This is a genomic window from Streptomyces sp. CBMA152 (assembly GCF_014596475.1).
Taxonomy (GTDB): Bacteria; Actinomycetota; Actinomycetes; order Streptomycetales; family Streptomycetaceae; genus Streptomyces.
On record NZ_MECJ01000015.1, the window covers coordinates 161,810 to 188,583 of the forward strand.

Below are 26,774 nucleotides of genomic sequence, written 5' to 3' on the forward strand. Positions count from 1 at the left end.
GCCCCGGGGAGGTATCCCCATGTCCCACGAGCACGAGTTCTTCATCCCGGACCCGGAGGGTCAAGTCCCCACTGCCGAGGGGTACTTCGGCATCTTCGGCGGCAAGTTCATCCCCGAGGCGCTGGTCGCCGCCGTGGACGAGGTCGCCGTCGAGTACGAGAAGGCCAAGGCCGACCCCGCCTTCGCCGCCGAGCTCAACGACCTCATGGTCAACTACACCGGCCGGCCGAGCGCGCTCACCGAGGTGCCCCGGTTCGCCGAGCACGCGGGCGGCGCCCGGGTCTTCCTCAAGCGCGAGGACCTGAACCACACCGGCTCGCACAAGATCAACAACGTCCTCGGCCAGGCGCTGCTCACCAAGCGCATGGGCAAGACGCGCGTGATCGCCGAGACGGGCGCGGGCCAGCACGGCGTCGCGACCGCGACCGCGTGCGCCCTGTTCGGCCTCGAATGCACCATCTACATGGGCGAGGTCGACACCGAGCGCCAGGCGCTGAACGTCGCCCGGATGCGGATGCTCGGCGCCGAGGTCGTCCCCGTGAAGTCCGGCAGCCGCACCCTGAAGGACGCCATCAACGAGGCGTTCCGCGACTGGGTCGCCAACGTGGACCGTACGCACTACCTCTTCGGCACGGTCGCGGGCCCGCACCCGTTCCCGGCCATGGTCCGCGACTTCCACCGGGTCATCGGCGTCGAGGCCCGCCGCCAGATCCTGGAGCGCGCCGGGCGCCTCCCGGACGCGGCCGTGGCGTGCGTCGGCGGCGGCTCCAACGCCATCGGGCTCTTCCACGCCTTCATCCCCGACGCGGGCGTCCGCCTGATCGGCTGCGAGCCCGCGGGGCACGGCATCGAGACCGGCGAGCACGCGGCGACGCTGACGGCGGGCGAGCCGGGCATCCTGCATGGCTCGCGTTCGTACGTACTCCAGGACGAGGAGGGCCAGATCACCGAGCCCTACTCGATCTCGGCCGGTCTGGACTACCCGGGCATCGGGCCCGAGCACTCCTACCTCAAGGACATCGGCCGCGGCGAGTACCGCGCGGTGACCGACGACGCGGCGATGCAGGCCCTGCGGCTGCTCTCGCGCACCGAGGGCATCATCCCGGCGATCGAGTCCGCGCACGCGCTCGCGGGCGCCCTCGAAGTCGGCCGTGAGCTGGGCAAGGACGGGCTGCTCCTGGTCAACCTGTCCGGGCGCGGCGACAAGGACATGGACACGGCGGCCCGCTACTTCGGGCTGTACGACAACGGGACCGAGGGGGACGCGAAGTGAGCGGGAACGTGACTCTGCTGAGCGACACCCTCGCCAAGGCGAAGGCCGAGGACCGGGCCGCGCTCATCGCGTATCTGCCGGCCGGGTTCCCGACCGTCGACGGCGGCATCGAGGCGATCAAGGCCGTCTTCGACGGCGGCGCGGACGTGGTCGAGGTCGGTCTGCCGCACAGCGACCCGGTCCTGGACGGGCCGGTCATCCAGACCGCCGACGACATCGCGCTCAAGGGCGGCGTGAAGATCGCCGACGTGCTGCGCACCGTCCGCGAGGCGTACGCGGCGACCGGCAAGCCGGTGCTGGTGATGACGTACTGGAACCCCATCGACCGGTACGGCGTGGAGCGCTTCACCGCCGAGCTCGCCGAGGCGGGCGGCGCCGGGTGCATCCTGCCCGACCTGCCGGTCCAGGAGTCCGCGCTGTGGCGCGAGCACGCCGACAAGCACGGCCTCGGCACGGTCTTCGTGGTCGCGCCGAGCAGCAAGGACGAACGGCTCGCGCAGATCACGGCCGTCGGCTCCGGCTTCGTGTACGCGGCGTCCCTGATGGGTGTCACGGGCACGCGCGCGTCGGTCGGCGCGCAGGCCGAGGACCTGGTGCGCCGGACCCGGGCGACCACCGAACTGCCGGTGTGCGTCGGGCTCGGCGTCTCCAACGCGGCCCAGGCCGCCGAGGTCGCCGCCTTCTCCGACGGCGTGATCGTCGGCTCGGCGTTCGTGCAGCGGCTGCTCGATGCTCCCGATCACGAGAGCGGTCTGGCCGCGGTGCGCGAACTCGCGGGTGAACTCGCCCGTGGAGTACGCCGTACGCCGTAGGGGGTAGGCCGTACGTCGTGACGTTCCGTAACCTCCACGGGGTCGTTGCGGTGCGGAGCGCGTTAGCTCGTACGGGTGGATCTGGGACCGGGGAGGCACGTGGGTGCCTCCCCGGTTCGTTGCCCCGGGTGTGAGCGAGAAGAACGAAGGCAAACGAACGGCCCGCGAACGGCTGGCCCAGGAACGCGAGCGGCAGCGGGCGCACGACCGGCGGCGGCGCACGATGATCGTCGGCGCGGCGGTGGTGTGCGTGCTGGGGCTGGCCGCGGTGATCGGCGTGATCGCGGCGAACACCAAGGGCGGCAGCAGTAAGAAGGCGGCGGGCCCCGTGATGGCGCCCTCCGGAGCCGGTGGCAAGGACAGCCTGGCGATCCCGGTGGGCGCGTCCGACGCGCCGTCCACCCTGACGATCTGGGAGGACTTCCGCTGCCCGGCCTGCATGGCGTTCGAGACGAGCTTCCGGCCCACGATCCACGAGCTGGAGAACAGCGGCCAGATCCGCGTTCAGTACCACCTCGCCACCCTCATCGACCGCAACCTCGGCGGCAGCGGCTCGCTGCGCGCGGCGAACGCGGCGGGCTGCGCGCAGGACGCCGGGAAGTTCCCGGAGTACCACGACGTGCTCTACACGAACCAGCCGCAGGAGACGGACGACGCGTACGCGAAGAACGCCAAGCTGATCGAGCTGGCCGGGAAGGTCCCGGGCCTGGACACGGCGGGCTTCCGCGCGTGCGTGGAGGACGGCAGGCACAACAGCTGGGTGGCCAAGTCCAACGACGCGTTCCAGAACGGCGGCTTCAACGGCACGCCGACGGTCCAGCTGAACGGGGAGTCGGTCTTCCCGCAGAAGGGCAGCGAGCAGATCACCCCGGCCAACCTGAAGAAGTGGGTCGCGGAGGCGAACAAGGGCAAGCAGCCGGGGAAGCCGACGCCGGGTGCGGTTTCTCCGTCGACGGGTTCGGCGTCGCCGGCGCCGGGTTCCGCCGACGAACGAGGCGGACCGGCGCCCACCCATCCCGGCGCGGCCGGGAAGCCGTCGGCGCCGACAGGTGGACAGACCGGCATGAAGGCGAAGAAGCACCCGTCGACGGCGGGCGCGGTGCCCGTCCCGGCGGCCTCGTAACCGCTCTCTCATGGCTCGTTACTCATAAGTTGCCGGGTGGGTGGTCCGAGCGCCCGCCCGGCAAGGTAGCGTCGACCCTGCCATGAACCTCGCTTTCATTCCCAGCCCGTCGACCGGCGTGATCCACCTCGGACCGATCCCGCTGCGCGGCTACGCGTTCTGCATCATCATCGGTGTCTTCGTCGCCGTCTGGTACGGCAACAAGCGCTGGATCGCCCGGGGCGGCAAAGCCGGCACCGTGGCCGACATCGCCGTCTGGGCGGTGCCCTTCGGCCTCGTCGGCGGCCGCCTCTACCACGTCATCACCGACTACCAGCTGTACTTCAGCGACGGTGAGGACTGGGTCGACGCCTTCAAGATCTGGCAGGGCGGCCTCGGCATCTGGGGCGCGATCGCCTTCGGCGCCGTGGGCGCGTGGATCGGCTGCCGCCGCCGGGGCATCCCGCTGCCGGCCTGGGCCGACGCGCTGGCCCCCGGCATCGCCTTCGCCCAGGCCATCGGCCGCTGGGGCAACTGGTTCAACCAGGAGCTGTACGGCAAGCCCACGGATGTGCCCTGGGCGCTGAAGATCAGCGAGGGTACGAACCGGGTGGCGGGCACGTACCACCCGACCTTCCTGTACGAGTCGCTGTGGTGCGTCGGCGTCGGCTTCCTCGTCATCTGGGCGGACCGCCGCTTCAAGCTGGGGCACGGTCGGGCGTTCGCGCTGTACGTCGCGGCGTACTGCGTGGGCCGGGGCTGGATCGAGTACATGCGCGTCGACGAGGCGCACCATGTGCTGGGGCTGCGCCTCAACGACTGGACGGCGATCACGGTCTTCGTCCTCGCGGTCACGTACATCGTGATCTCGTCGCGGGTCCGGCCGGGCCGGGAGACGGTTGTGGAGCCGGATGCGTCGGAGCCCGTGGAGTCTGCGGAGTCCGCTGACGCGGAGGCGAAGCCGGAGTCCGGGGATGCGCCTGCTGACGCGCCTGCGGCGGAGGCCGAGGCCGAGGAGCCGTCCGAGAACGGGACGCCGAGCAAGAGCTGAGACGGTCCGGGGCCGGGGGTTTGATCCCCCACCCCACCCCACCCCTTTCCGAAACCCTGCCGGGGGCTGTCCGGTCGGCTGACCGCCGGTGGGGGCTTGTCGCGCAGTTCCCCGCGCCCCTTGATGGGCCCTTCGGGCCCTTCTTAGGGGCGCGGGGCTGTGACATTTGCGGCTCCGCCGCGTGGGCGCGAGCAACATCCGGGCCCCGTTAGGGGCGCGGGGAACTGCGCGAGCAACCCAGCACGATCCGCAGACGAACGCACCCAAGCGGGGTGCAGGGGGCGCAGCCCCCGCTCTGGGGGACGGGGGCCTGCCCCCGGGAAACTTCCTTCACCCCCACCCACCCCCGGAGGGTCTCGGGAAGGGGTGGGGTGGGGGATCAGACCCGGCGGTGGGACAGCGATACCGTGCGGCGGGCCGCTTCGACCACCGCCGCGTCCACGAAGCGCCCGTCCGGCAACGCCAACGCACCCGTCTCCGTCCGCGACGCCGTCAGGACTTCCTGCGCCGCCGCCACCTCCGACGGCGGTGGGAGATAAGCGCGTTCGATCACCGGCAGCTGCGCCGGATGGATCGCCGCGCGACCCAGGAAGCCCAGGGAACGGCCGTGGGCGCACGACGCCGCCAGACCCGCCAGGTCGCTGATGTGGCGGAAGACCGACTGGGCCGGGGGTGCGAGACCCGCCGCCCGCGCCGCCACCACCACCCGGCTGCGCGACCAGTCGAGCCCGGCCTCACCCCGTACACCCAGATCCGCGCACAGATCCGCCTCGCCAAGCGCGATGCCCCCCACCGAGGGGTGCGAGCAGGCGATCGGGTACGCGTGCTCCACCCCCAGCGCGTTCTCCAGCAACGGATACAGCGGCACCCCCGGCGCCAGGTCGGCCATGCGCTGCACCTGGTGCGGGTGGGTGATCTTGGGGAGGCGGAAGCCGGAGACGCCGGGGAGGTCCGCCAGGGTCAGGACGTCCTCCTCGGCCGCCACCCGTACATGGACCGGGACAGCGGGACGGTCGGTCAGCAGCTCCGCCGTCGCCGACCGCGCGTACTCCTTCCGGCCCGCCCCCACCGCGTCCTCCAAGTCGACGATCACCACATCCGCCCCGGCCGACAGCGCCTTCTCGACCACCTGCGGCCGGTCGCCGGGAACGTACAGCCAGGTGAGAGGGATCGTCGCCGCAGACGTCACAGCGCGCCCGCCGTGCGCAGGGCCGTGATCTCCGGGCCCGACAGGCCCAGTTCGGTCAGGACCGCCTCCGTGTCCGCGCCGTGCGGGCGGCCCGCCCAGCGGATCGACCCGGGCGTCTCGGAGAGGCGGAACAGTACGTTCTGCATCCGCAGCGGACCCAGCTCCGGGTCGTCGACGGTGGTGAGCGTGTCCAGCGCGCGGTACTGGGGATCCGCCATGACATCGCGGATGTCGTAGACCGGCGCGATCGCCGCCTCCGCCTTCTCGAACGCTGCCATCGCCTCCTCACGGGTGCGGCGCGCGATCCAGCCGCCGACCGCGTCGTCCAGGACATCCGCGTGCTCGGCCCGCCCGGCGCCGGTGGTGAACCAGGGCTCCACGATCAGCTCCGCGCGCCCCACCAGACGTATCACCCGCTCGGCGACCGACTGCGCGGAGGTCGACACGGCGACCCAACTGCCGTCCGCCGTACGGTAGGTGTTGCGCGGGGCGTTGTTGCGGGAGCGGTTGCCGGTGCGCGGCTGGACGTAACCGAGCTGGTCGTACCAGAGCGGCTGCGGGCCGAGCACCGTCAGGATCGGCTCGATGATCGCCATGTCGATGACCTGCCCGCGCCCGGTCGCGGCGCGCGCGGTGAGCGCGGTCAGTACGGCGTACGCGGTGGCCAGCGCGGCGATCGAGTCGGCGAGGCCGAACGGGGGCAGCGTCGGCGGCCCGTCCGGCTCGCCGGTGACGGCGGCGAAACCGCTCATCGCCTCGGCGAGGGTGCCGAAGCCGGGCCGGTGCGCGTACGGGCCCGACTGGCCGAAGCCGGTGACCCGGGTGAGGATCAACTCGCTGTTGGTGGCGGAGAGTTCGGGCCAGCCCAGTCCCCATTTCTCCAGCGTTCCCGGACGGAAGTTCTCGATGACGACATCGGCGGACGCGGCGAGCCGGAGCAGGGTGTCGCGGCCGCCGGGCGCCGAGAGGTCGAGGGTGATGGCCCGTTTGTTGCGGCCGAGCAGCTTCCACCACAGGCCCACGCCGTCCTTGGCCGGGCCGTGGCCGCGCGAGGGGTCGGGGCGGCGGGGGTGCTCGACCTTGATGACCTCGGCGCCGAAGTCGCCGAGCATCGTCGCCGCGAGCGGTCCGGCGAAGAGCGTGGCCAGGTCGAGAACCCGCAGGTCCCGCAAGGGGGTGGTCATTCCTGCCGCTCCCCGCCCGCCGCCTTGTCGATCTCCGCGCGGTACGGCATGGAGGGCACGGCGCCGACGCGCTGGACCGAGAGCGCGGCGGCGGCCGACGCCCAGGCCAGCGCGTCCGGCATCGCGCGGCCCTCGCCGAGCGCGACCGCGAGCGCGCCCACGAAGGTGTCGCCCGCGCCCGTCGAGTCCACCGGGGTGACCTCGGGGGCCGCCACGGCGACGGGGTCCTGGCCCCGGGCCGCGTACAGACTGCCCCGCGCGCCCAGCGTGACCACGGCCTCGGGCACCAGGTCGAGCAGCGCGCGGACGGCTGCCTTGGGGTCGTCGGCGTGGGTGAGGGAGGTGGCCTCGTGCTCGTTGGCCACCAACAGGTCGGTGGCGGCGAGGAGTTCGGTCGGCAGGGGCTGGACGGGGGAGGGGGTCAGGACCGTACGTACTCCATGGCGGCGGGCCGCCTTCGCACCCTCCACGACCGTGTCCATCGGCAGCTCCAGCTGGAGCAGCAGCAGTTCGGCCGAGGCGATCTCGGCCTCGTCGCCGGGGCCGAGATGGCTGACGGATCCGTTGGCGCCGGGGATGACGACGATCGCGTTGGTGCCGTTCGCGTCCACCACGATATGAGCCGTGCCGGACGGGCCCTCGGTGGTGCGCAGCAGGTCGGTGTCGACCCCGGCGCCGTCGAGCGCGGCCCGCAGCCGGGGGCCGAAGTCGTCCGTGCCGACCGCGCCGATCATCGCGACGTCACCGCCCGCGCGGGCCGCGGCGACGGCCTGGTTCGCGCCCTTGCCGCCCGGGATCGTACGGAAGTCGTGACCGGTGACGGTCTCGCCGCGGCGCGGGGCGGCCGCCACATAGGCGACCAGGTCCATGTTGGTGCTGCCGAGCACCGCGATTCGGGTCATGCTCTGCGTACCTCCCGTTGGGTGAGTTCTGCGAGGGTGTCGAAGCCGACGCCGTCGAAACCGGCGACGGTGGTGGCGAGGCGGTTCTTGAGCGGCGCGGTCCAGCGTGCGGGCAGCGCGTCGGGGTGTCCGGCGAGGAGTCCGGCGATCGAGCCGGCGGTGGCCCCGTTGGAGTCGGTGTCCCAGCCGCCGGAGACCGCGAGGCAGATGGAACCGGTGAAGTCGCCGTCGGCGTGGGTGAGAGCGGCGGCGAGGAGTGCGGCGTTGGGGACGGCGTGCACCCAGTGGTACGCGCCGAGGGCGGTGTGCAGCTGGTCGACGACAAGGTTGAAGTCGGCCTCGTCGTGGGCCAGTTGGATCCCGAGGCGGACGGCTTCGGCGAGCCGTGAGCGCGGCGGCACCATCGAGAGCCCGGCCCGCAGGCAGGCGTGGACGTCCTTGACGTGGGCCGCCTCGGCGATGGCGGCGGCCGCGAACATCGCGCCGTACACGCCGTTGGCGGTGTGGGTGAGGACGGCGTCGCGGTGGGCCTGCTCGGCGGCGGCCACGGGGTCGCCGGGGTGGGTCCAGCCGTGGATGTCGGCGCGGATGGTGGCGCCGATCCACTCGCGGAACGGGTTGCGGTGGGTGGCCGTGCGCGGCGGTTCGATCCCGTCGAGCAGATTGCGGTACGCGACCCGCTCGGCGGTGAACGTACGCCCCGCCGGGAGCTCGTCCAGCCAGAGCCGGGCGACGTCCGTGGTGGTGAAGGCGGGGCCGTGGCGCTGGAGGAGGAGCAGGCCGATGAGCGGGTAGTTGAGGTCGTCGTCCTCGGGCATGCCGTCGATGTTCTCGGCGAGGGAGGTGGGTGCGGAGCGGCGGTTCCAGGGGTACGCGGCGGCGAGCTCCTCGGGCAGGCCGCGTGCGGTGAACCAGCTGGTCAGGGGCCAGTTGCCGGTGGCCCGCGCGAGCTGCCGAATGCCGTCGAGGGGCAGCTTCTCGACGGGCTTGCCGAGCAGGCATCCGACGGCTCGGCCGAGCCAGGCGGCGTGGAGAGCGTGGATTTCCCCCACCCCGCCGCTTTCGGGGCTGCGCCGCGGGCTCCCGAGCGATCTGATCGTCGGCAGGTCTGTCGGCTCACGCGTCGCCAACGGGGAAGGAATCTCCGCCAGTTCGTCCAGCAGGCGGATCGCCAAGGCGCGCAGGGGCGGGGGTGCCGGAGGCGTGGACGCGCCCCCGGGGAACGGGGTCGTGGTGCCGCCTGCCGCCTTCCAGCGGCTCGCGATCCCGGTCGCGTCCCGGCCGTCCTCCGTCGCCTGGCGGAGTTCGTGGGCGATCAGGTCCTCCGGTTGGACCCAGGTCACGCGCAAGGGGGTCATCGGGTCAGGGCCTCGAAGGCCGTGACGTGGGCCTCGTGGCGGGTGCGGTCCTTGGCGTGGATCTCGCGGGTCACCGTCGCCAGTGTCGCCGCCGGGGCGTGCAGGTCCAGGCGGCTGGCCTCGGCGATCTGTTTGGACCAGGTGGCGGGGACGGCCGCCTCGCCGTGCAGTGCGCCGGACACCGCCCCTGCCATCGTGGCGATCGAGTCGCAGTCGCGGCCGTAGTTCACCGCACCCAGGACCGTCGTACGGAAGTCGCCGTCGCCGACCAGCAGCATGCCGAGCGCGATCGGCAGTTCCTCGATCGCGTGCAGGCGGGACGGGCGGCGGGCTCCCAGGGACGGGGCGCGGTAGTCGGGGCCGACCGTGTCGAAGGGGGCGATCGCCGCCCGCAGGGGGGCCAGCGCCGACTCGAAGTCCGTGTGGCGCGCGGCGACTTCGGCCACCGCCTCGATCGCCGCGCGCGTGCCGTCCTTCGCCAGCGACAGGCACGTCTCGACGACCGAGTCCGCCGTGGCGCCCGGCACGCACGCCGCCGCCACCGCCGCGGCGAACACGCCCGCCGCCTCGCGCCCGTACGAGGACTGGTGCGGGGCCGCGACCTCCAGGGCCTCCGTGTACGCCGCCGCCGGGTTCGCCGCGTTGACCAGGCCGACCGGTGCCATGTACATCGCCGCGCCGCAGTTGACGATGTTGCCGCCGCCCGCCTCGCGCGGGTCGACATGCCCGTAATGCAGCCGCGCCACCAGCCACTTCTCCGCGAGGAAGATCCGGTGCAGCGGGATCGTCTCGGCCTCCAGCTCCGGGATCCAGACCGGGCGGGAGAGAAGGTCGGGGACGAGGTGGTCGGCGACCGCGTACGCGTCGAGGTGGTCGCGGACCTTCTCGTACACCCGGATCAGCGCATGCGTCATCAAGGTGTCGTCGGTGACGTGGCCGTCGCCCTTGTGGTACGGGGCGATCGGGCGCGCCGTGCGCCAGTCGTCGCCGTGCCAGGGGCCGACGATCCCGTGGACGCGGCCGCCGTGCCGCTCCACGATCTGCTCGGGGGAGTAGCCCTCGACCGGGCCGCCGAGGGCGTCGCCGACGGCCGCGCCGACCAGCGCGCCGGTGATGCGGTCCTCAAGAGTGGGCGTCGTGTACGACGTCGTGAGCGTCATGCCGGAATTGTCCACCCCGGGCGATCAGTTCGGGGTGGTTCGCGGCATTGTGGCGCAAAGGTCAGCCGCCCGGGTGGTGGCGCAGCGTGTCGGCGAGGAGTCCGGCGAGCTCCACGAGGTCGGTACCGGCCAGGCGTGGCAGGGCGCAGCCGGAGAGCGTGCGGCAGGCGTCCCGCCAGGGTGCGGGGATCGCGGCGCCGCCGCCGAGTGCGCCGGTGAGCGCCCCGGCGAGCGCGGGCGCCGAGTCCGCGACCCGGGACAGACAGGCGGCGGCCGGGACGGCTGTTGCCACCGTGCCGCGTGAGGCGAGGGTCAGGGCGAGGGCGACGGGGACGGTCTCGGCGGCGGCGATCCCATAGCTGTAGACGTGGTCGACGATCTGATGCTCAAGCAGCGGTACGAGGGCGAACGCGCCCGCCGTGTCGTCGGCGAAGTCGTGCGCGAGCTTGACGGCGAGCTGGGCGTTGCGGCCGATCTCGGTGTCGGGCGGGAGTTCGGCGAGGGCGGCGTCGACGACGGCCTCGGTCGTGGCCCCGCCGAGCGCCACCGCGACGGCCGCCGCCACGGCCCGGGCGCCGTGCACGCCGTCGCCGTCCTGGGTGTAGCGGGCGTCGAACTCGGCGAGTTCGGCGGCGGCTTGGGGCGCGCCCGGGTGGACCACGGCGAGCACGGCGGCCCGTACGCAGGCGGCGTCGTCGAAGTAGTGCGGGTTGTCGTGGCCGGTGGCGGGCGGGCGCAGGCCGGTGACGAGGTTGCCGAGCCCGGCCCGTACGGAGATACGGGCGCGCAGCGGCAGTACGGCCGACTCGACCTCGGGGGCGCGGGCGGCGGCCGCCGCGACCTCGGCGGCGAGCAGGTTCCAGGCGCGGTCCACGGCGGCGCGGACGCGGCGGGCCGGGGCGAGGTGGGCGAGCAGGGGTTCGGCGGCGGTGAGGACGGACTCGGCGGCGAACGCGGCCCACTCGGCGTCGTCGGAGGGCCCCAGGCGCAGGGGTTCGGGGGGCTGGTTGAGGGCGATGGGGACGGGGAGGGTGGTCGTGGCGTTCTGCTCGGCGAAGGTGTCGAGCTCGCGGGTGAGTCTGCGGGTCCAGTCGGGCATACGGGCGGCCCGGTGCCGGGCGGCGGGCCACCCGGCGGCGTCACCTGCGGCGAGGCCCAGGAGGAGGCCTTCGATGCGGGTGCGGGTGTCGGGGGATTGGTTCCCCACCCCGCCCCTTCCCGAAAGCCCTGCGGGCGGCTGGGAGTAGGCGGTGTTCCCGGAGGCTTCGCCCCCGGACCCCGGAGCCCGTGTTCGGCTGCGGGCCGGTGGGGGCTGGTCGCGCAGTTCCCCGCGCCCCTGAAGCCTCTCGGGGCTTCGCCCCGGAGCCCCGGCGGGGGCTGCGCCCCCTGCACCCCCCTCGGGGGCTTCGCCCCCGGACCCCCGCGGGACTGCTTCTCCCATCACGCCCCCTCCTCCGCGTCCGGCGTCAGCAGATCCGCGATGTCCAGGACGTGGTAGCCGCGCATCTCCGGGAGGCAGGTGCCGCGGACCGGGCCGATCCTTGTGGACCAGGTCGTGGGGATCGACGCGGTGCCGCCGAACGCGCCGGACAGGGCGCCTGCCACCGCCGCCGTCGTGTCCGCGTCGCGGCCCATGTTCACGGCCGTCAGGACCGACTCCGTGAAGTCGCCCCGGGCCGCGGCGAAGGCGCCGAACGCCAGCGCCACCGCCTCCGGGGCCAGGTCCGTCCAGGGGTAGCCGCCGATCACCACGGCCGAGCGGACCGCCCGTTCGCCCTGGTCGGCCACCGACACCGCGCGCCGCAGGGAGCGCGCGGTCCAGGAGTCCTGCGGGATGACGGCGAGCGCCGCGGCGATCACCGTGTCCAGGTCGGCGCCCGCCATCGCCGCCGCCACGCCCGCCGCCACCGTCTGGCCGCCGTAGATCCCCTCGCCCTCGTGGCTGACGCAGCCGTCGATCGCCACCAGCCGCGCCGCCTCCTGCGGACGGCCCGCCGCGAACACCCCGAAGGGGGCCGCCCGCATCGCGAGCCCGTCGCTCCAGGCGTGCCGGTGCTGGGCGGAGATCGGGGCGGCGAGTCCCCGGCGCAGGTTCTCCAGGGTGCCCCGCTCGCTGAACCCCGCGCCCCGGAACGGGCCCTCGTCCCGGTCCGCGATCCAGTCGTGCCAGGCGTGTTCGACGTGCTGGACGGTGAGCGCCGAGCCGTGCCGGGCGAGCAGGAGGCCGGAGAAGATGGCGTACTCCGTGTCGTCCGTACCGGCCGGGTCGTCGTGCACGAAGCCCTCGATACGGCCCCAGCGGCGGCGGATCTCGGAGGGTTTCATGTTCTCGGCGGGGGCGCCGAGCGCGTCCCCGACCGCAAGGCCCAGCAGCGCGCCCCTGGCTCGCTCGCGGATGGCCTCGGCTGTTCCCGGGCCGCTGGCGATCAACTCCATGGGAGGGCCTTTCGCTCGCCTGATCCTTCGCTTGATCTCTGCCACGACGAACGATCTGCGAGTCCATGTGTCACCCGCCCGCCACATGTGTGCAGGAGTGGACACGGATGAGCAGAAAGCGGCTCTGACCTGGGTAAGTACGGCCTGCCTTGCTAGCGCGGGGCTTACATCGAGCGTAATTTCGACTCTGTCGAGGGGTGCGGGACACATGAGGACCCGCTGCTGAAACGCAAGGGGAGAGCTGTGTCCATCATCGATACGACGGCGACGCTGCACGAAGCGCACCGGGACAACCACACGCACCGGGACGTCAACGGCGGCTGGCTGCGCCCCGCCGTCTTCGGCGCGATGGACGGGCTCGTCTCCAACCTGGCCCTGATGACCGGTGTCGCGGGCGGCGCCGTCTCGCACCACACCCTCGTCATCACCGGGCTCACCGGGCTGGCCGCCGGCGCCTTCTCCATGGCCGCCGGCGAGTACACCTCGGTCGCCTCGCAGCGCGAGCTGGTCGAGGCCGAACTCGACGTCGAGCGCCAGCAGTTGCGCAAGCACCCCGTCGACGAGATGGAGGAGCTGGCCGAGCTGTACGTGTCGCGCGGCGTCGAGCCCGCGCTCGCCCGCGAGGTCGCCATGCAGCTCTCCCGCGACCCCGACCAGGCGCTGGAGATCCACGCCCGCGAGGAGCTCGGCATAGACCCGGACGACCTGCCGTCGCCGCTCGTCGCCGCCGTCTCGTCCTTCGGCTCGTTCGCGCTGGGCGCGATCCTGCCCGTACTGCCGTATCTGCTCGGCGCGACCGCGCTGTGGCCCGCCGTGCTGCTCGCGCTGATCGGCCTGTTCGGCTGCGGCGCCGTGGTCGCCAAGGTCACCGCGCGCTCGTGGTGGTTCAGCGGACTGCGCCAGCTGGCCCTCGGCGGCGCGGCCGCGGCCCTCACCTTCGGCCTCGGCTCGCTCTTCGGCACGGCGGTGGGCTGACCCGCCGACGTAACGTCCTCGACCTCCGAGAAGGCCCGCCCGGCGACATCCGCCCGGCGGGCCTTTTCGTGTACGAAACGGCGTACGTGGCGGGCTTCCTGCATCCGTGTGAACGGCGTGTGACCTACGTCCCTGCGCGGAAACCCGGCATCCCCCGTAGAATGGGGGAGTATGCAGGATCCCACATAACTAATCGTTACTCGGCGGTTTCGCATCCTCGAAGGCCGGGCATAGGCCGTACACACTCCGCCGCCGCAGGCAATGAAGCCTGCTCTGGGACGCGCGGTGAGCGCCGCGAGAGTGTCCGTATGTCCGCATGGTGGAACGGAACTATCCGGTTTTCGAGATCCGCTCCATCATGTAACCTGCACGAAATTTCGCAGAGGGCCAACGTCGTCCCTCGGCAATCTCTATGCCACGACGACGACGGGAGAGCCCATGCGTTCCGACGCCTGGTCGCCCATGGACGGTCGACCTGCTCCGCAGGGGATGTACGACCCCCGTAACGAACACGACGCCTGCGGTGTCGGGTTCGTGGCCACCCTCACCGGTGAGGCCAGCCATGAGCTGGTCGAGCAGGCGCTGACCGTACTGCGCAATCTCGAACACCGCGGTGCCACCGGCTCCGAGCCCGACTCCGGTGACGGCGCCGGCATCCTGCTCCAGGTCCCGGACGCGTTCCTGCGCGAGGTCACCTCGTTCGAGCTGCCCGAGGCCGGTGCGTACGCCGTCGGCATCGCCTTCCTCCCCGTCGAGGACAACGCGTCCGCCGTCTCGAAGATCGAGACGATCGCGGCCGAAGAGGGCCTGGACGTCCTCGGCTGGCGCGAGGTCCCCGTCACCCCCGAGCTGCTCGGCAACGGCGCCCGCGCCACCATGCCCGCCTTCCGCCAGCTCTTCGTCGCCGACGGCAGCAGCGAGGGCATCGCGCTGGACCGCAAGGCGTTCGTGCTGCGCAAGCGCGCCGAGCGCGAGGCCGGCGTGTACTTCCCGTCGCTCTCCGCCCGCACGATCGTCTACAAGGGCATGCTCACCACCGGGCAGCTGGAGCCGTTCTTCCCGGACCTCTCCGACCGCCGGTTCGCCACCGCCGTCGCGCTGGTCCACTCGCGCTTCTCGACGAACACGTTCCCGAGCTGGCCGCTGGCCCACCCGTACCGCTTCGTCGCGCACAACGGCGAGATCAACACGGTCAAGGGCAACCGCAACTGGATGGTCGCCCGTGAGTCGCAGCTCGCCAGCGGGCTGCTCGGCGGCGACCTGGAGCGGATCTTCCCGGTCTGCACGCCGGACGCCTCCGACTCCGCCTCCTTCGATGAGGTCCTGGAGCTGCTGCACCTCGGCGGCCGTTCGCTTCCGCACAGCGTCCTGATGATGGTTCCCGAGGCGTGGGAGAACCACGACTCGATGGACCCGGCCCGGCGTGCCTTCTACCAGTACCACTCCACGATGATGGAGCCCTGGGACGGCCCGGCCTGTGTCACCTTCACCGACGGCGTCCAGGTCGGCGCCGTTCTCGACCGCAACGGTCTGCGCCCCGGTCGCTACTGGGTCACCGACGACGGCCTCGTCGTGCTCTCCTCCGAGGTCGGCGTGCTCGACATCGACCCCGCCAAGGTCGTCCGCAAGGGCCGCCTGCAGCCCGGCAAGATGTTCCTCGTCGACACCGCCGAGCACCGCATCATCGAGGACGACGAGATCAAGGCGGGCCTGGCCGCCGAGATGCCGTACAAGGAGTGGCTGGAAGCCGGCGAGATCGAGCTGGAGGACCTGCCGGAGCGTGAGCACATCGTGCACACGCACGCCTCGGTCACCCGCCGCCAGCAGACCTTCGGCTACACCGAGGAAGAGCTCCGCGTCATCCTCGCGCCGATGGCCCGCACCGCCGGCGAGCCGCTCGGCTCGATGGGCACGGACTCCCCGATCGCGGCCCTGTCCGAGCGCCCCCGGCTGCTCTTCGACTACTTCACCCAGCTGTTCGCGCAGGTCACCAACCCGCCGCTGGACGCCATCCGCGAGGAGCTCGTCACCTCGCTGCGCTCCTCGCTCGGCCCGCAGGGCAACCTGCTGGACCCGACCGCCGCGTCCTGCCGCTCCGTCACGCTGCCCTTCCCGGTCATCGACAACGACGAGCTGGCGAAGCTGATACACATCAACGCCGACGGCGACATGCCGGGCATGAAGGCCGCCACGCTCTCGGGCCTCTACCGCGTCTCCGGCGGCGGCACGGCGCTCGCCGCCCGGATCGAGGCGATCTGCGCCGAGGCCGACGCGGCCATCGAGGACGGCGCCCGCCTGATCGTCCTCTCGGACCGGCACTCCGACGCCGAGCACGCGCCGATCCCGTCGCTGCTGCTCACCGCGGCCGTCCACCACCACCTCATCCGTACGAAGCAGCGCACCCAGGTGGGTCTGCTCGTCGAGGCCGGCGATGTGCGCGAGGTGCACCATGTGGCGCTGCTGATCGGCTACGGAGCCGCGGCCGTCAACCCGTACCTGGCGATGGAGTCCGTCGAGGACCTGGTCCGCGCGGGCACCTTCATCGAGGGCTTCGAGCCCGAGCAGGCCATCCGCAACCTGATCTACGCGCTCGGCAAGGGCGTCCTGAAGGTCATGTCCAAGATGGGCATCTCCACGGTCGCCTCCTACCGGGGCGCCCAGGTCTTCGAGGCCGTCGGTCTCGACGAGGCCTTCGTCGACGAGTACTTCAACGGTACGGCGACGAAGATCGGCGGCGCCGGTCTCGACGTCGTCGCCACCGAGGTCGCCGCCCGGCACGCCAAGGCCTACCCGGCCTCCGGCGTCCCCTCGGCGCACCGCGCGCTGGACATCGGCGGCGAGTACCAGTGGCGCCGCGAGGGCGAGCCGCACCTGTTCGACCCGGAGACGGTCTTCCGCCTCCAGCACGCCACCCGCGGCCGCCGCTACGACATCTTCAAGAAGTACACCGAGCGCGTGAACGAGCAGTCCGAGCGCCTGATGACGCTGCGCGGCCTGTTCGGCTTCTCCTCCGACCGCCCCTCGATCTCCATCGACGAGGTCGAGCCGGTCTCCGAGATCGTCAAGCGCTTCTCCACCGGCGCCATGTCGTACGGCTCCATCTCGCGCGAGGCGCACGAGACGCTGGCCATCGCCATGAACCAGCTCGGCGGCAAGTCCAACACCGGTGAGGGCGGCGAGGACCCGGACCGCCTCTACGACCCGGCGCGCCGCTCCGCCATCAAGCAGGTCGCCTCCGGCCGCTTCGGTGTGACCTCGGAGTACCTGGTCAACGCGGACGACATCCAGATCAAGATGGCCCAGGGCGCCAAGCCCGGCGAGGGCGGCCAGCTGCCCGGCCACAAGGTCTACCCGTGGGTCGCCAAGACCCGGCACTCCACCCCGGGTGTCGGTCTGATCTCGCCGCCGCCGCACCACGACATCTACTCCATCGAGGATCTGGCCCAGCTGATCCACGACCTCAAGAACGCCAACCCGGCCGCGCGCATCCATGTGAAGCTCGTGTCCGAGGTCGGCGTCGGCACGGTCGCCGCCGGTGTCTCCAAGGCGCACGCGGACGTCGTCCTCATCTCGGGCCACGACGGTGGCACCGGTGCTTCCCCGCTGACGAGCCTCAAGCACGCGGGCGGCCCCTGGGAGCTCGGCCTCGCCGAGACCCAGCAGACGCTGCTGCTCAACGGCCTGCGCGACCGGATCGTGGTGCAGACCGACGGCCAGCTCAAGACCGGCCGTGACGTGGTCATCGCGGCGCTGCTCGGCGCCGAGGAGTTCGGCTTCGCCACCGCCCCGCTGGTCGTCTCCGGCTGCGTGATGATGCGCGTCTGCCACCTGGACACCTGCCCGGTCGGCATCGCCACCCAGAACCCGGTGCTGCGCGACCGCTTCTCCGGCAAGCCCGAGTTCGTCGTCAACTTCTTCGAGTTCATCGCCGAAGAGGTCCGCGAACTCCTGGCCGAGCTCGGTTTCCGTACGATCGAGGAGGCCGTCGGCCACGCCGAGCTGCTCGACACCGGCCGGGCCGTGCGCCACTGGAAGGCGCAGGGGCTCGAACTGGACGCGCTCTTCCACGTGCCCGAGCTGCCCGAGGGCGCCGTGCGCCACGCGGTGATCGCCCAGGACCACGGTCTGCAGAAGGCGCTCGACAACGAGCTCATCGAGCTCGCCGCCGACGCGCTGGGCGCGGCCACCGCCGAGGACGCCCAGCCGGTCCGCGCGCAGGTCGCGATCCGCAACATCAACCGGACCGTCGGCACCATGCTCGGCCACGAGGTGACGAAGAAGTTCGGCGGCGCGGGCCTGCCCGATGACACCGTCGACATCACCTTCACCGGCTCGGCCGGCCAGTCCTTCGGCGCCTTCCTGCCGCGCGGTGTCACGCTGCGCCTGGAGGGCGACGCCAACGACTACGTCGGCAAGGGCCTCTCCGGCGGCCGGGTGATCGTCCGCCCGGACCGGGGCGCCGACCACCTCGCCGAGTACTCGACCATCGCGGGCAACACCATCGCGTACGGCGCGACCGGCGGCGAGCTGTTCCTGCGCGGCCGCACCGGCGAGCGGTTCTGTGTCCGCAACTCGGGCGCCCTGGTGGTCTCGGAGGGCGTGGGCGACCACGGCTGCGAGTACATGACCGGCGGCCAGGCGGTGGTCCTGGGCGAGACCGGGCGCAACTTCGCGGCCGGTATGTCCGGCGGTATCGCCTACGTGATCGACCTCGACCCGAACCACGTCAACTCCGGCAACCTGGCGGCCGTCGAGCCGTTGTCGCCGGCCGACGGGCAGTGGCTGCACGACGTCGTGCGCCGCCACCAGGAGGAGACCGGCTCCACCGTCGCCGAGAAGCTGCTCGCCGACTGGGACGCCGCACTCGCCCGGTTCAGCAAGATCATCCCGTCCACGTACAAGGCAGTGCTCGCCGCCAAGGAAGCCGCTGAGCTCGCCGGTCTCTCCGAGCAGGAGACCACCGAGAAGATGATGGAGGCGGCGACCAATGGCTGACCCCAAGGGCTTTTTGACCACGGGCCGCGAGGTCGCGAAGACCCGCCCCGTGGGCGAGCGCGTCAAGGACTGGAACGAGGTCTACGTTCCCGGTTCGCTGCTGCCGATCATCAGCAAGCAGGCCGGGCGCTGCATGGACTGCGGCATCCCGTTCTGCCACAACGGCTGTCCGCTCGGGAACCTCATCCCCGAGTGGAACGACTACGCCTACCGCGAGGACTGGTCGGCGGCGCAGGAGCGCCTGCACGCCACCAACAACTTCCCGGAGTTCACCGGGCGGCTGTGCCCGGCGCCCTGCGAGTCGGCGTGCGTGCTCGGCATCAACCAGCCCGCCGTCACCATCAAGAACGTCGAAGTCTCCATCATCGACAAGGCGTGGGACACGGGCGACGTCAGGCCGCAGGCGCCCGAGCGGCTGTCCGGCAAGACCGTCGCGGTGATCGGCTCGGGCCCGGCGGGCCTGGCCGCCGCCCAGCAGCTGACCCGGGCGGGCCACACGGTCGCGGTGTACGAGCGCGCCGACCGCATCGGCGGGCTGCTGCGCTACGGCATCCCCGAGTTCAAGATGGAGAAGGTGCACATCAACCGCCGCATCGAGCAGATGCGCGCGGAGGGCACCAAGTTCCGCACCGAGGTGGAGATCGGCCGCGACATCGACGCGGCGAAGCTGCGCCGCCGCTACGACGCGGTCGTCATCGCGGCCGGCGCCACCGTCTCGCGCGACCTGCCGGTCCCCGGCCGTGAGCTCAACGGCATCCACTTCGCCATGGAGTACCTGCCGCTGGCGAACAAGGTGCAGGAGGGCGACTTCGTGTCCCCGCCGCTCACCGCCGAGGGCAAGCACGTCGTGGTGATCGGCGGCGGTGACACGGGCGCGGACTGCGTGGGCACCGCCCACCGCCAGGGCGCGGCCTCCGTCACCCAGCTGGAGATCATGCCGAAGCCGGGCGAGGAGCGGAACCCGGGCCAGCCGTGGCCGACCTTCCCCATGCTCTACAAGGTCACCTCGGCTCACGAGGAGGGCGGCGAGCGCGTCTACTCGGTCTCGACCACCCACTTCGAGGGCGACGAGGACGGCAACGTCCAGTTCCTGCACCTCGTCGAGGTCGAGTTCGTCGACGGCAAGCTGACCCAGAAGCCGGGCACCGAGCGGAAGATCCCCGCGCAGCTGGTCACCCTGGCGATGGGCTTCACCGGCACCGACCAGTCCAACGGTCTGGTGGCGCAGTTCGGCCTGGAGCTCGACGAGCGCGGCAATGTCGCCCGCGACGCCGACTTCGCGACCAACGTCGACGGCGTGTTCGTCGCCGGTGACGCGGGCCGTGGCCAGTCCTTGATCGTCTGGGCGATCGCGGAGGGCCGTTCGGCGGCACGGGGTGTGGACAGGTACCTTACGGGTGCGAGCGAACTGCCGGCCCCGATCCGTCCGACGGACCGGGCCCTGACCGTCTGATCCGCTCACCAAGATCGTTCCGTACAACGGTGTACGGGCTGCGTAGGTTCGGGGCTCACCCCTCGACCCCCGTAGCGCGGCGCCTGCCCCACTGTCCCCGACCGGACGACTGGGTGGGTGCCGCGGCGCGCATCCGCGGGGGCCCGGTGTTTGTCTGCGGGCCGGTGGGGGCTGGTCGCGCAGTTCCCCGCGCCCCTGGTGGTGCGGCGGGAGCGTGTTCTCAGCGCACCTTTAAGTCCCGGAACTCCACCCTCGCATCCTCCGTGTACGCCCCCACCGCCCCCCGCAGATACGGGCGTTCTATGTCGGTGAAGTCCGCCAGGCCCGCCGTGTTCACCGCTACCTGGAGGCGGGCGCCGTGTTGGGCCACCTCTACCGAGTACCACTTGCCTACCGGGAACGGCTGTTGGCCCGTTGCCAGGAAGCGCTGGCCGCCGGGGTAGGCGGGGTCGCGCTTGCCGAGTTCCCAGCCGTTGGGCTTCAGAGTGATGTAGTAGAAGTGCTCCGGGTCGGTGTATCCCCAGACCAGCCAGGCCACTTCCCAGCTGTTGGGTGCCGGGGTGCGCAGCTGTTTCACCGTGCGCATCCTGGCCTCGTAACGGACATCGCCGTACGAGGCCAGGCTCACCACCAGGCCCGCGTGGGTCGTACCGGGGTCGGTGGCCTGCTCCGGGGCCAGCTGGAGGCCTTTGTCGTCACCCGAGTTGACGCCGTGGCCGTTGAAGACGGACTGCCAGTGGCCGTGCGCGGTGCCGTCCGCCCAAGGTTCCTGCTGCCCGGAGCCGTTGCCGCCGGCGCACTGGCTGAGCCCGAAGGCACCGGCCGCGAGCAGCGCGGCGGCCAGTGCCAGGGCGAGGGCTCTGCGCCGCCGGCTCCCGGGTTCGCCCGGCATCACCGGGCGCCGAAGACGCGGAGCTGTCGTCATGCCGTCGAGTATGGACCCGGTTCCGCGGAGATGACCGGGACATCGGCGGCGAAGTCCTCGGCGAGCTGGCTGAGGATCCGCTCGGTCGCCCGGCCGTCGCCGAACGGGTTGCCCGCGCTCGCCATCCGCTCGTACGCCACCGGGTCGTCCAGGAGCGCGGCCGTGGCGGCCACGATGGCGTCCGGGTCGGTGCCCACCAGGCGGGCGGCCCCGGCCTCCACGGCCTCGGGCCGCTCGGTCGTGGTGCGCAGGACGAGGGCGGGCTTGCCGAGGCTGGGGGCCTCCTCCTGGATGCCGCCGGAGTCGGTCAGGACCAGGTCGCAGCCCGCGAGCGTGGCCGTGAAGTCCGGGTAGTCCAGCGGCTCCACCAAGTTGATGCCCTCCTGGCGGGCCAGCGGCAGCAGCGCGTCCCGTACCGCAGGGCTCTTGTGCAGCGGCAGCACGATCTCCACGTCGCCGCGCTCCGCGAGCCGGCACAGCGCCCGGCCCATGCCGCGCATCCGTTCGCCCTGGTTCTCCCTGCGGTGCAGGGTGACGAGGACGCGTCGGCGGGTGGTGCGGAAGGCGCAGCTGCCGAGCCCTTCGGCCAGCACCCATTGGAGGTTGTCGACGACGGTGTTGCCGGTGGTGAGGATCTGCTCGGCCGCGATGCCCTCGGCGGCGAGATGGCTCGCGGCGCGTTCGGTGGGGGCGAAGTGCCAGCGGGCCATGCGCCCGATCAGGCAGCGGTTGAGCTCCTCGGGGAACGGGTTGTCCGGGACGCCGGTGCGCAGCCCGGCCTCCACATGGGCGACGGGGATCCGCTCGTAGAACGCGCAGAGCGCGCCCGCGAGCGCGGTCGTCGTGTCCCCCTGTACGACGACGACATCGGGCCGCTGCGCCCGCAGCAGGCTGCCGATACCTTTCACCAGGCGGGCCGTCAGATCGGAGAGCTGCTGACGGGTGCGCATGACGTCGAGCGTGAAGCCGACCTCGACGCGGAGCAGATCGAGCATCTGGTGGAGCATCTCGCGGTGCTGGCCGGTGGTCACCACGACCGGCTCGAACTGCGGGTCGCTCTCCAACGCCCGGGCGAGCGGGGCCAGTTTGATCGCCTCGGGCCGGGTGCCGAGGACCAGCATGGCGCGAACGGGCGCGTTGGACTCAAACGTGGACACAAGTCCCCCCTAGGACATGGTCGGACAGGAGATGAGAGGAAGAAGAGGGCGTGCGGGGGCGCGGAGCGGCGGCCCCCGCCGCCGGTCGGAAGACCGCTACCTCACGTACGGGCGGTCTTGAGCCAGGTGCGCTTGCCGGTCACCATCCGCCACAGCCCCATCCAGCCGGCGGCGAACCAGATGTAGCCGTAGATGACGAAGACATGGGCGACCAGCACCGATCGCACGAGTCCGAGTTCGCGCTCCCGCTTGGCGTAGACGAGTCCGTACGCGTACGCGGCCATGAAGGAGAGCAGATACGGGCCGAGCAGCCACATCGGTGAGACCAGTGCCCGGCCCGTCTCGACGGAGGCGAGGACAGTGCCGCCGACGGCCACCAGGAAGGAGAGCGGCAGCAGCGAGGTGAGCAGGATGAGCACCGGGCTGGAGAGGTGGTAGAGCAGATCGAGCGCGGCCCGGTTGGTCGGGACCTCCCGCAGGATGAGCGGGACGAGTCCGGCGGACTGCAAGTGGCCCTGGAACCAGCGGGATCGCTGCCGGATAAGGCGTTTGACATCGAGGACGGCCTGCTGGGAGACCGAGGCCGAGGTGCAGTGCTGGGTGTTCCAGCCCTTGGCGATCAGCCGCACCCCGAGGTCCAGGTCCTCGGTGAGGCTGTCGCTCCAGGGGCCGCCGGGGCCAAGGGTGTTGAGCGCGGAGAGCCGCATGAACTGGCCGTTGCCGCCCATGCCGACGCTTCCGATGAAGCGCCGCGCGCTCTGGAAGACATCGCCGTAGACGACGAACTCCATGTCCTGGAGCCGGGCCAGGAGCCCCTTGCCGCGGTTGTACATCCGTACGCAGATCTGGGTGGCGCCCGTGCGGGGGTCGTCGAAGAACGGGTCGACGGACTGGACCACATGGGCGTCCAGCCGGCCGTCCGCGTCCACGACACAGAGGATGACGTCGTCCGGGTCGTGCCCCGCGAGGAGGCCGGACTCGGTCAGGTAGCGCACGCCGTCGTTGAGGGCGGCGCCTTTGCCGCGGCGTGCGTCGGGCAGTTCGCGCCGGTGCAGCCGGACCCGGTCGCCCGCGGCGAGCGCGATCTCGGACGTACGGTCGTCCGAGGCGTCGTCGATGACCAGGGCCAGGAAATTCCCGGCCGGGAGTTCGGTGATCCGCGCCAGGCTCTCCGCCAGCACCTGCTCTTCGTTGAGACAGGCGAGGAGGAATATGTAGAGCCGTTCTTTGCGCGGCCCATTCCGGCGGGGCGCCCTGCGCCTGGAGAGAAGAAAGAGGCCGGTGTTGTAGCAGCCCGCCATCAGGATGATGGAAATGCTCGACCACAGGAGCAGCTCAACGATCATATCTGCCCCTGGTCGCCGGGGTGCGGTAGCGCTTTCGTCGCGATGCGCCGACGCATTCGAATTCTGATCGATATGAGGACACAGGCGGTGAGGCAGTAGAGAACGAATCCCGCGCCCGCGATGGCCTGCAGAGCTTTGGCCAAAGGTAGGCCGGGTATCGCCTCGGGTGCCGCCGCCATGCCCGCTAAGGGCAGCACAGTACCCAGGGCAGGCTTTCCATACATGGGTTCCCCCCCATTTTTTTCCCGCACACGTCTCCGTGCGGTGGTGAACGTAGCAGATCGATCTGTGGGTGCGAGGCCGAAGTTAAAAGTTCACAGACGGCGCGTTGGGGCGTGTCACATAAAGCTGTGAATGACCCGGACTCTATTGACAGCCTTTACAGCCGGGCTGAAGAATCATGGGTCTCATTCGACCAAGATCCCTGGCCATGGATTCCCGGGCCGGCTCCTGGTCTGCCTTTGAATGGCAAGAGGCAAGAGGGGGGAAAGAAATCATGAAATCCTTGAGAAGAACGTCCCAAGGGCGTCGTCAGGGCCGACGCCCGCTCTCCGTGGTGTTCCTGCTGATCGCCGCGCTCCTGGGCACCGCCGTCGCGGCCTCCGCCGCGTCCGCTCCGCCGCCGCCCGGCGCGCCGAGCCTCGCACCGGTCACGAGCCTCAACAAGGCGAGCCTCACCGGCTGGGCACAGACCCAGCTCGCGAAGGACAAGGCACGCCGCTCGGCGCCGCACAACCTGCTCGACCCGGTGACCGGCCTGCTCGGCACGGTGACCTCCACCGTCAGCAAGCTCCTCGCCCAGACGCCCAGTTCAACGTCCACTCTGGTGCTCTACGACACCGCGGGCCCCTACGGCTACCTCGGTGAGCTGTACGCGATGGCGGCCGCCAACCTCGGCGGCCACTTCGGAACCGTCACCGCCAAGCCCGTCCAGCAGTACACCTCGGGCATGCTCGGCCAGTACACGGCGGCGATCTACCTCGGCTCCACGTACTACGGCGGCGGTCTGCCGGACGCCGTGCCGGCCGCCTTCTACCAGGACGTCATGGCCGGTACCAAGCCGGTGACCTGGGTCGGCGACAACATCTGGAACATGGGGAACGCCGTCGGCGTACCGCAGTTCACCCAGAAGTACGGCTGGGACCCGACCACGTCCTACTTCGCCGACGGCAGCGGCTCCATCGGCAATGTCACCCAGGTCACCTACGGCGGCCAGGCCCTGACCCGCAAGATCCCGGCCGGTCAGGACGGCGGCATCCTGCGCCCGAACGTCCTCACCGGAGCCGGATATCCGCCGGTCACCACGGTCGCCACCGCGCTGGACTCGGCGAGCGGGGCGACCTTCCCGTGGGCCGTGCGCTCGGCGAACCTCACCTATGTGGGTGAGATCCCGTTCAGCTACGTCTCCGAGAGCGACCGGGTGATCGCGTTCGAGGACATGCTCTTCGACGCCCTCGCGCCGGGCACCGCCACCCGTCACCAGGCGATGATGCGCCTGGAGGACATCAGCCCCGAATCCGACCCCACCCAGCTGCGGTCGATGGCGGACTACCTGTACTCGCAGCACATCCCGTACGGCATCAACGTCATCCCGGTCTACACCGACCCCAACGGCGTCTACAACGGCGGCACCCCGCAGACCGAGACGCTGGCGCAGAAGCCGCTGGTGGTCTCGGCGCTGCAGTACATGCTGTCGCACGGCGCGGTGCTGCAGGAGCACGGCTACACGCACCAGTACAGCAACATCGACAACCCGTACACCGGGGTGTCGGGCGACGACTTCGAGTTCTACCGGGCGCACATCGACTCGGCGAACAACGTCGTGTACGACGGTCCGGTCGCCGAGGACTCGACCCTCTGGGCGCAGTCCCGGGTCACCTCCGGACTCGCCGCGTTCGCCGCGGCCGGGCTGCCGCGCCCCCAGCTGTGGACCACTCCGCACTACGCCGCATCGGCCGCCGACTACCGCGTCTTCGGTCAGAACTTCTCGGCGCGGCTGGAACGTTCGCTGTACTTCGCCGGGACACTGAGCGGTGGTACGGCGGACCCGAACCGGTTCATCGGCCAGTTCTTCCCGTACGTCGTCAACGATGTGTACGGGACGAAGGTGCTTCCCGAGAACCTGGGGAACTATGAACCCGTGGCACTCAACAACCATCCGCCGCGGCTCCCCGCGGACCTCATCGCGTCGGCCAAGGCGAACCTCGCGGTCCGGGACGGCTTCGCGAGCTTCTTCTACCACCCCTACTATCCGCTCCAGCCGCTGAAGGACACGATCGACGGCATCAAGGCCCTCGGCTACACCTTCGTCAGCCCTGCGGCGCTGTGATCAGGACCGGGAAGAAGGCGGTCGCGGCTCTCGCCGCGGCCGCCGCTCTGGTGCTCTCGGGCTGCTCGGGCGACGGCGACGGCGGCGGTTCGGACACGGGCCCCAGCCGGTCCGGCCCGAACCCGAGCGGGTCCGGGGGCGACGACGGCCGGGTGCGCGGGATGACCCTGCCGTCCTGGTCGACGGAGGACTACGACAGTCCGCGCGCCCCGGCGTATCTGCGGGACATCGCGAGCACCGGCGCGCGCTGGGTCGTTTTCACGCCAACCTGGTACCAGCGGACCACCAAGGACTCCGAGCAGAAACCCACCGAGGAGACCGCGAGCGACGCGAGCCTGCGCCGGATCACGGACCTGGCGCACAAGGCCGGTCTCAAGGTCATGCTCAAACCGCATGTGGACCTGGTGGACGGCACGGACCGCGCGGAGATCCGTCCCACCGACCGGACGGCCTGGTTCGCCTCGTACGAGAAGTTCATCACCCACTACGCGACCCTCGCGCAGGACGCGGGCATCGAGCGCCTCTCGGTGGGCACCGAACTGGCGGGCGTGTCAGGCGACGTGACTGCCTGGCGCAAGGTGATCACGGCGGTGCGCTCCCACTACAAGAACCCTCTTACCTACGCGGCCAACTACGACGAGTACGCCAAGATCCTGTTCTGGCCGGAGCTCGACGTCATCGGCATCGACGCGTACTGGCCGCTCGCCTCCAGCGCGACCACGGATACGGCGGCGCTGAGCCGCGCGTGGCAGCCGATCGTGGGGGAGCTGGCCGCGTTCTCGGGCCGCCAGCACCGCAAGATCCTCTTCACCGAGGCGGGCTACACCAGCCAGCGCGGCACCGCCACGGCCCCGTACTCCTGGACGGTCAGCAAGAAGGAGGGCACGGACGAACAGGCCGCCGCCTACCGGGCGTTGCTCGACACCTTCGCGGGCCGCGACTGGTGGGCCGGGGTGTGCTGGTGGATGTGGGACGACTGGCCGGACAGCGGCGAGACCCCGGCCAAACTCGCCTACACCCCGCACGGCAAGCCGGCCGAGCAGGTGCTGAGGGAGCGGTGGACCAAGAGTATTGACTAAAAGTCAAACACCCTCCACTCTCGGGACCGGGCCGCTGCCGCTCGAAGT

Annotated in this window: 19 protein-coding genes; 9 read left to right on the forward strand and 10 right to left on the reverse strand. The window is 71.3% G+C overall.

Annotation, left to right across the window (positions count from 1 at the left end; translation table 11 throughout):
• Positions 1-19 precede the first annotated feature (19 nt).
• From trpB to lgt, 4 genes are all read left to right on the forward strand, one after another.
• Positions 20-1,273 (forward strand): tryptophan synthase subunit beta, encoded by a 1,254-nt coding sequence (gene trpB / locus BG418_RS14070; protein WP_188274163.1) that lies wholly within the window; start codon positions 20-22, stop codon positions 1,271-1,273.
• Positions 1,270-2,085, forward strand: coding sequence for a tryptophan synthase subunit alpha (trpA, locus tag BG418_RS14075; protein ID WP_188274164.1), 816 nt, complete (start codon positions 1,270-1,272; stop codon positions 2,083-2,085). The genes trpB and trpA overlap by 4 nt, the downstream gene beginning before the upstream one ends.
• A 130-nt stretch (positions 2,086-2,215) precedes the next feature.
• Entirely contained in the window at positions 2,216-3,208 is a 993-nt protein-coding gene (locus tag BG418_RS14080) for a thioredoxin domain-containing protein (protein ID WP_188274165.1), read from the forward strand.
• An 82-nt stretch (positions 3,209-3,290) separates the two neighbouring features.
• Positions 3,291-4,238, forward strand: a complete 948-nt coding sequence (lgt, locus tag BG418_RS14085) for a prolipoprotein diacylglyceryl transferase (RefSeq protein WP_188274166.1) — start codon at positions 3,291-3,293, stop codon at positions 4,236-4,238.
• Positions 4,239-4,617: 379 nt separating this feature from the next.
• Here lgt and BG418_RS14090 read toward each other — a convergent pair whose 3' ends face one another.
• From BG418_RS14090 to BG418_RS14120, 7 genes are all read right to left on the reverse strand, one after another.
• The gene (locus BG418_RS14090; RefSeq protein WP_317453647.1) at positions 4,618-5,427 is read right to left on the reverse strand and encodes a CoA ester lyase; all 810 of its coding nucleotides are present in this window, start codon (positions 5,425-5,427) and stop codon (positions 4,618-4,620) included.
• Positions 5,424-6,611 carry a CaiB/BaiF CoA-transferase family protein gene (locus tag BG418_RS14095; RefSeq protein WP_188274167.1) on the reverse strand — a complete coding sequence of 396 codons (1,188 nt, stop codon included), beginning with the start codon at positions 6,609-6,611 and terminating at the stop codon, positions 5,424-5,426. Before BG418_RS14095 ends, BG418_RS14090 begins: the two co-directional genes overlap by 4 nt.
• Complete coding sequence (locus tag BG418_RS14100; protein WP_188274168.1) at positions 6,608-7,513, reverse strand: ribokinase; 906 nt, start codon at positions 7,511-7,513, stop codon at positions 6,608-6,610. The genes BG418_RS14095 and BG418_RS14100 overlap by 4 nt, the downstream gene beginning before the upstream one ends.
• The gene (locus BG418_RS14105; protein WP_188274169.1) at positions 7,510-8,871 is read right to left on the reverse strand and encodes an ADP-ribosylglycohydrolase family protein; all 1,362 of its coding nucleotides are present in this window, start codon (positions 8,869-8,871) and stop codon (positions 7,510-7,512) included. The genes BG418_RS14100 and BG418_RS14105 overlap by 4 nt, the downstream gene beginning before the upstream one ends.
• On the reverse strand, positions 8,868-10,031 hold the full coding sequence (locus BG418_RS14110; protein ID WP_188274170.1) for an ADP-ribosylglycohydrolase family protein: 1,164 nt from the start codon (positions 10,029-10,031) through the stop codon (positions 8,868-8,870). Before BG418_RS14110 ends, BG418_RS14105 begins: the two co-directional genes overlap by 4 nt.
• A gap of 61 nt (positions 10,032-10,092) precedes the next feature.
• Positions 10,093-11,472: an ADP-ribosylglycohydrolase family protein gene (locus BG418_RS14115; RefSeq protein ID WP_223184798.1), complete on the reverse strand. Its 1,380-nt coding sequence runs from the start codon at positions 11,470-11,472 to the stop codon at positions 10,093-10,095.
• Positions 11,472-12,467, reverse strand: coding sequence for an ADP-ribosylglycohydrolase family protein (locus BG418_RS14120; RefSeq protein ID WP_188274171.1), 996 nt, complete (start codon positions 12,465-12,467; stop codon positions 11,472-11,474). The genes BG418_RS14115 and BG418_RS14120 overlap by 1 nt, the downstream gene beginning before the upstream one ends.
• A 243-nt stretch (positions 12,468-12,710) precedes the next feature.
• On the opposite strand from BG418_RS14120, the gene BG418_RS14125 reads away from it, so the two are divergent.
• The 3 genes from BG418_RS14125 to BG418_RS14135 all read left to right on the forward strand — a co-directional run bounded on the left by BG418_RS14125 (position 12,711) and on the right by BG418_RS14135 (position 19,890).
• Positions 12,711-13,442: a VIT1/CCC1 transporter family protein gene (locus tag BG418_RS14125; protein ID WP_188274172.1), complete on the forward strand. Its 732-nt coding sequence runs from the start codon at positions 12,711-12,713 to the stop codon at positions 13,440-13,442.
• 438 nt (positions 13,443-13,880) lie between these two features.
• Positions 13,881-18,437, forward strand: coding sequence for a glutamate synthase large subunit (gene gltB, locus BG418_RS14130; protein WP_188274173.1), 4,557 nt, complete (start codon positions 13,881-13,883; stop codon positions 18,435-18,437).
• Positions 18,430-19,890: a glutamate synthase subunit beta gene (locus tag BG418_RS14135; protein WP_188274174.1), complete on the forward strand. Its 1,461-nt coding sequence runs from the start codon at positions 18,430-18,432 to the stop codon at positions 19,888-19,890. Before gltB ends, BG418_RS14135 begins: the two co-directional genes overlap by 8 nt.
• Before the next feature lie 220 nt (positions 19,891-20,110).
• Here BG418_RS14135 and BG418_RS14140 read toward each other — a convergent pair whose 3' ends face one another.
• The 3 genes from BG418_RS14140 to BG418_RS14150 all read right to left on the reverse strand — a co-directional run bounded on the left by BG418_RS14140 (position 20,111) and on the right by BG418_RS14150 (position 23,318).
• Positions 20,111-20,815, reverse strand: coding sequence for a family 16 glycoside hydrolase (locus BG418_RS14140; RefSeq protein WP_223184799.1), 705 nt, complete (start codon positions 20,813-20,815; stop codon positions 20,111-20,113).
• On the reverse strand, positions 20,812-21,972 hold the full coding sequence (wecB, locus tag BG418_RS14145) for a non-hydrolyzing UDP-N-acetylglucosamine 2-epimerase (protein WP_317453648.1): 1,161 nt from the start codon (positions 21,970-21,972) through the stop codon (positions 20,812-20,814). The genes BG418_RS14140 and wecB overlap by 4 nt, the downstream gene beginning before the upstream one ends.
• A gap of 101 nt (positions 21,973-22,073) precedes the next feature.
• Positions 22,074-23,318 (reverse strand): glycosyltransferase family 2 protein, encoded by a 1,245-nt coding sequence (locus tag BG418_RS14150; protein WP_188274175.1) that lies wholly within the window; start codon positions 23,316-23,318, stop codon positions 22,074-22,076.
• Positions 23,319-23,823: 505 nt separating this feature from the next.
• Between BG418_RS14150 and BG418_RS14155 the strand changes: the two genes are divergently transcribed.
• The gene (locus BG418_RS14155) at positions 23,824-25,647 is read left to right on the forward strand and encodes a DUF2334 domain-containing protein (protein WP_398998746.1); all 1,824 of its coding nucleotides are present in this window, start codon (positions 23,824-23,826) and stop codon (positions 25,645-25,647) included.
• Positions 25,644-26,726, forward strand: coding sequence for a glycoside hydrolase family 113 (locus tag BG418_RS14160; RefSeq protein WP_317453649.1), 1,083 nt, complete (start codon positions 25,644-25,646; stop codon positions 26,724-26,726). The genes BG418_RS14155 and BG418_RS14160 overlap by 4 nt, the downstream gene beginning before the upstream one ends.
• Positions 26,727-26,774 lie beyond the last annotated feature (48 nt).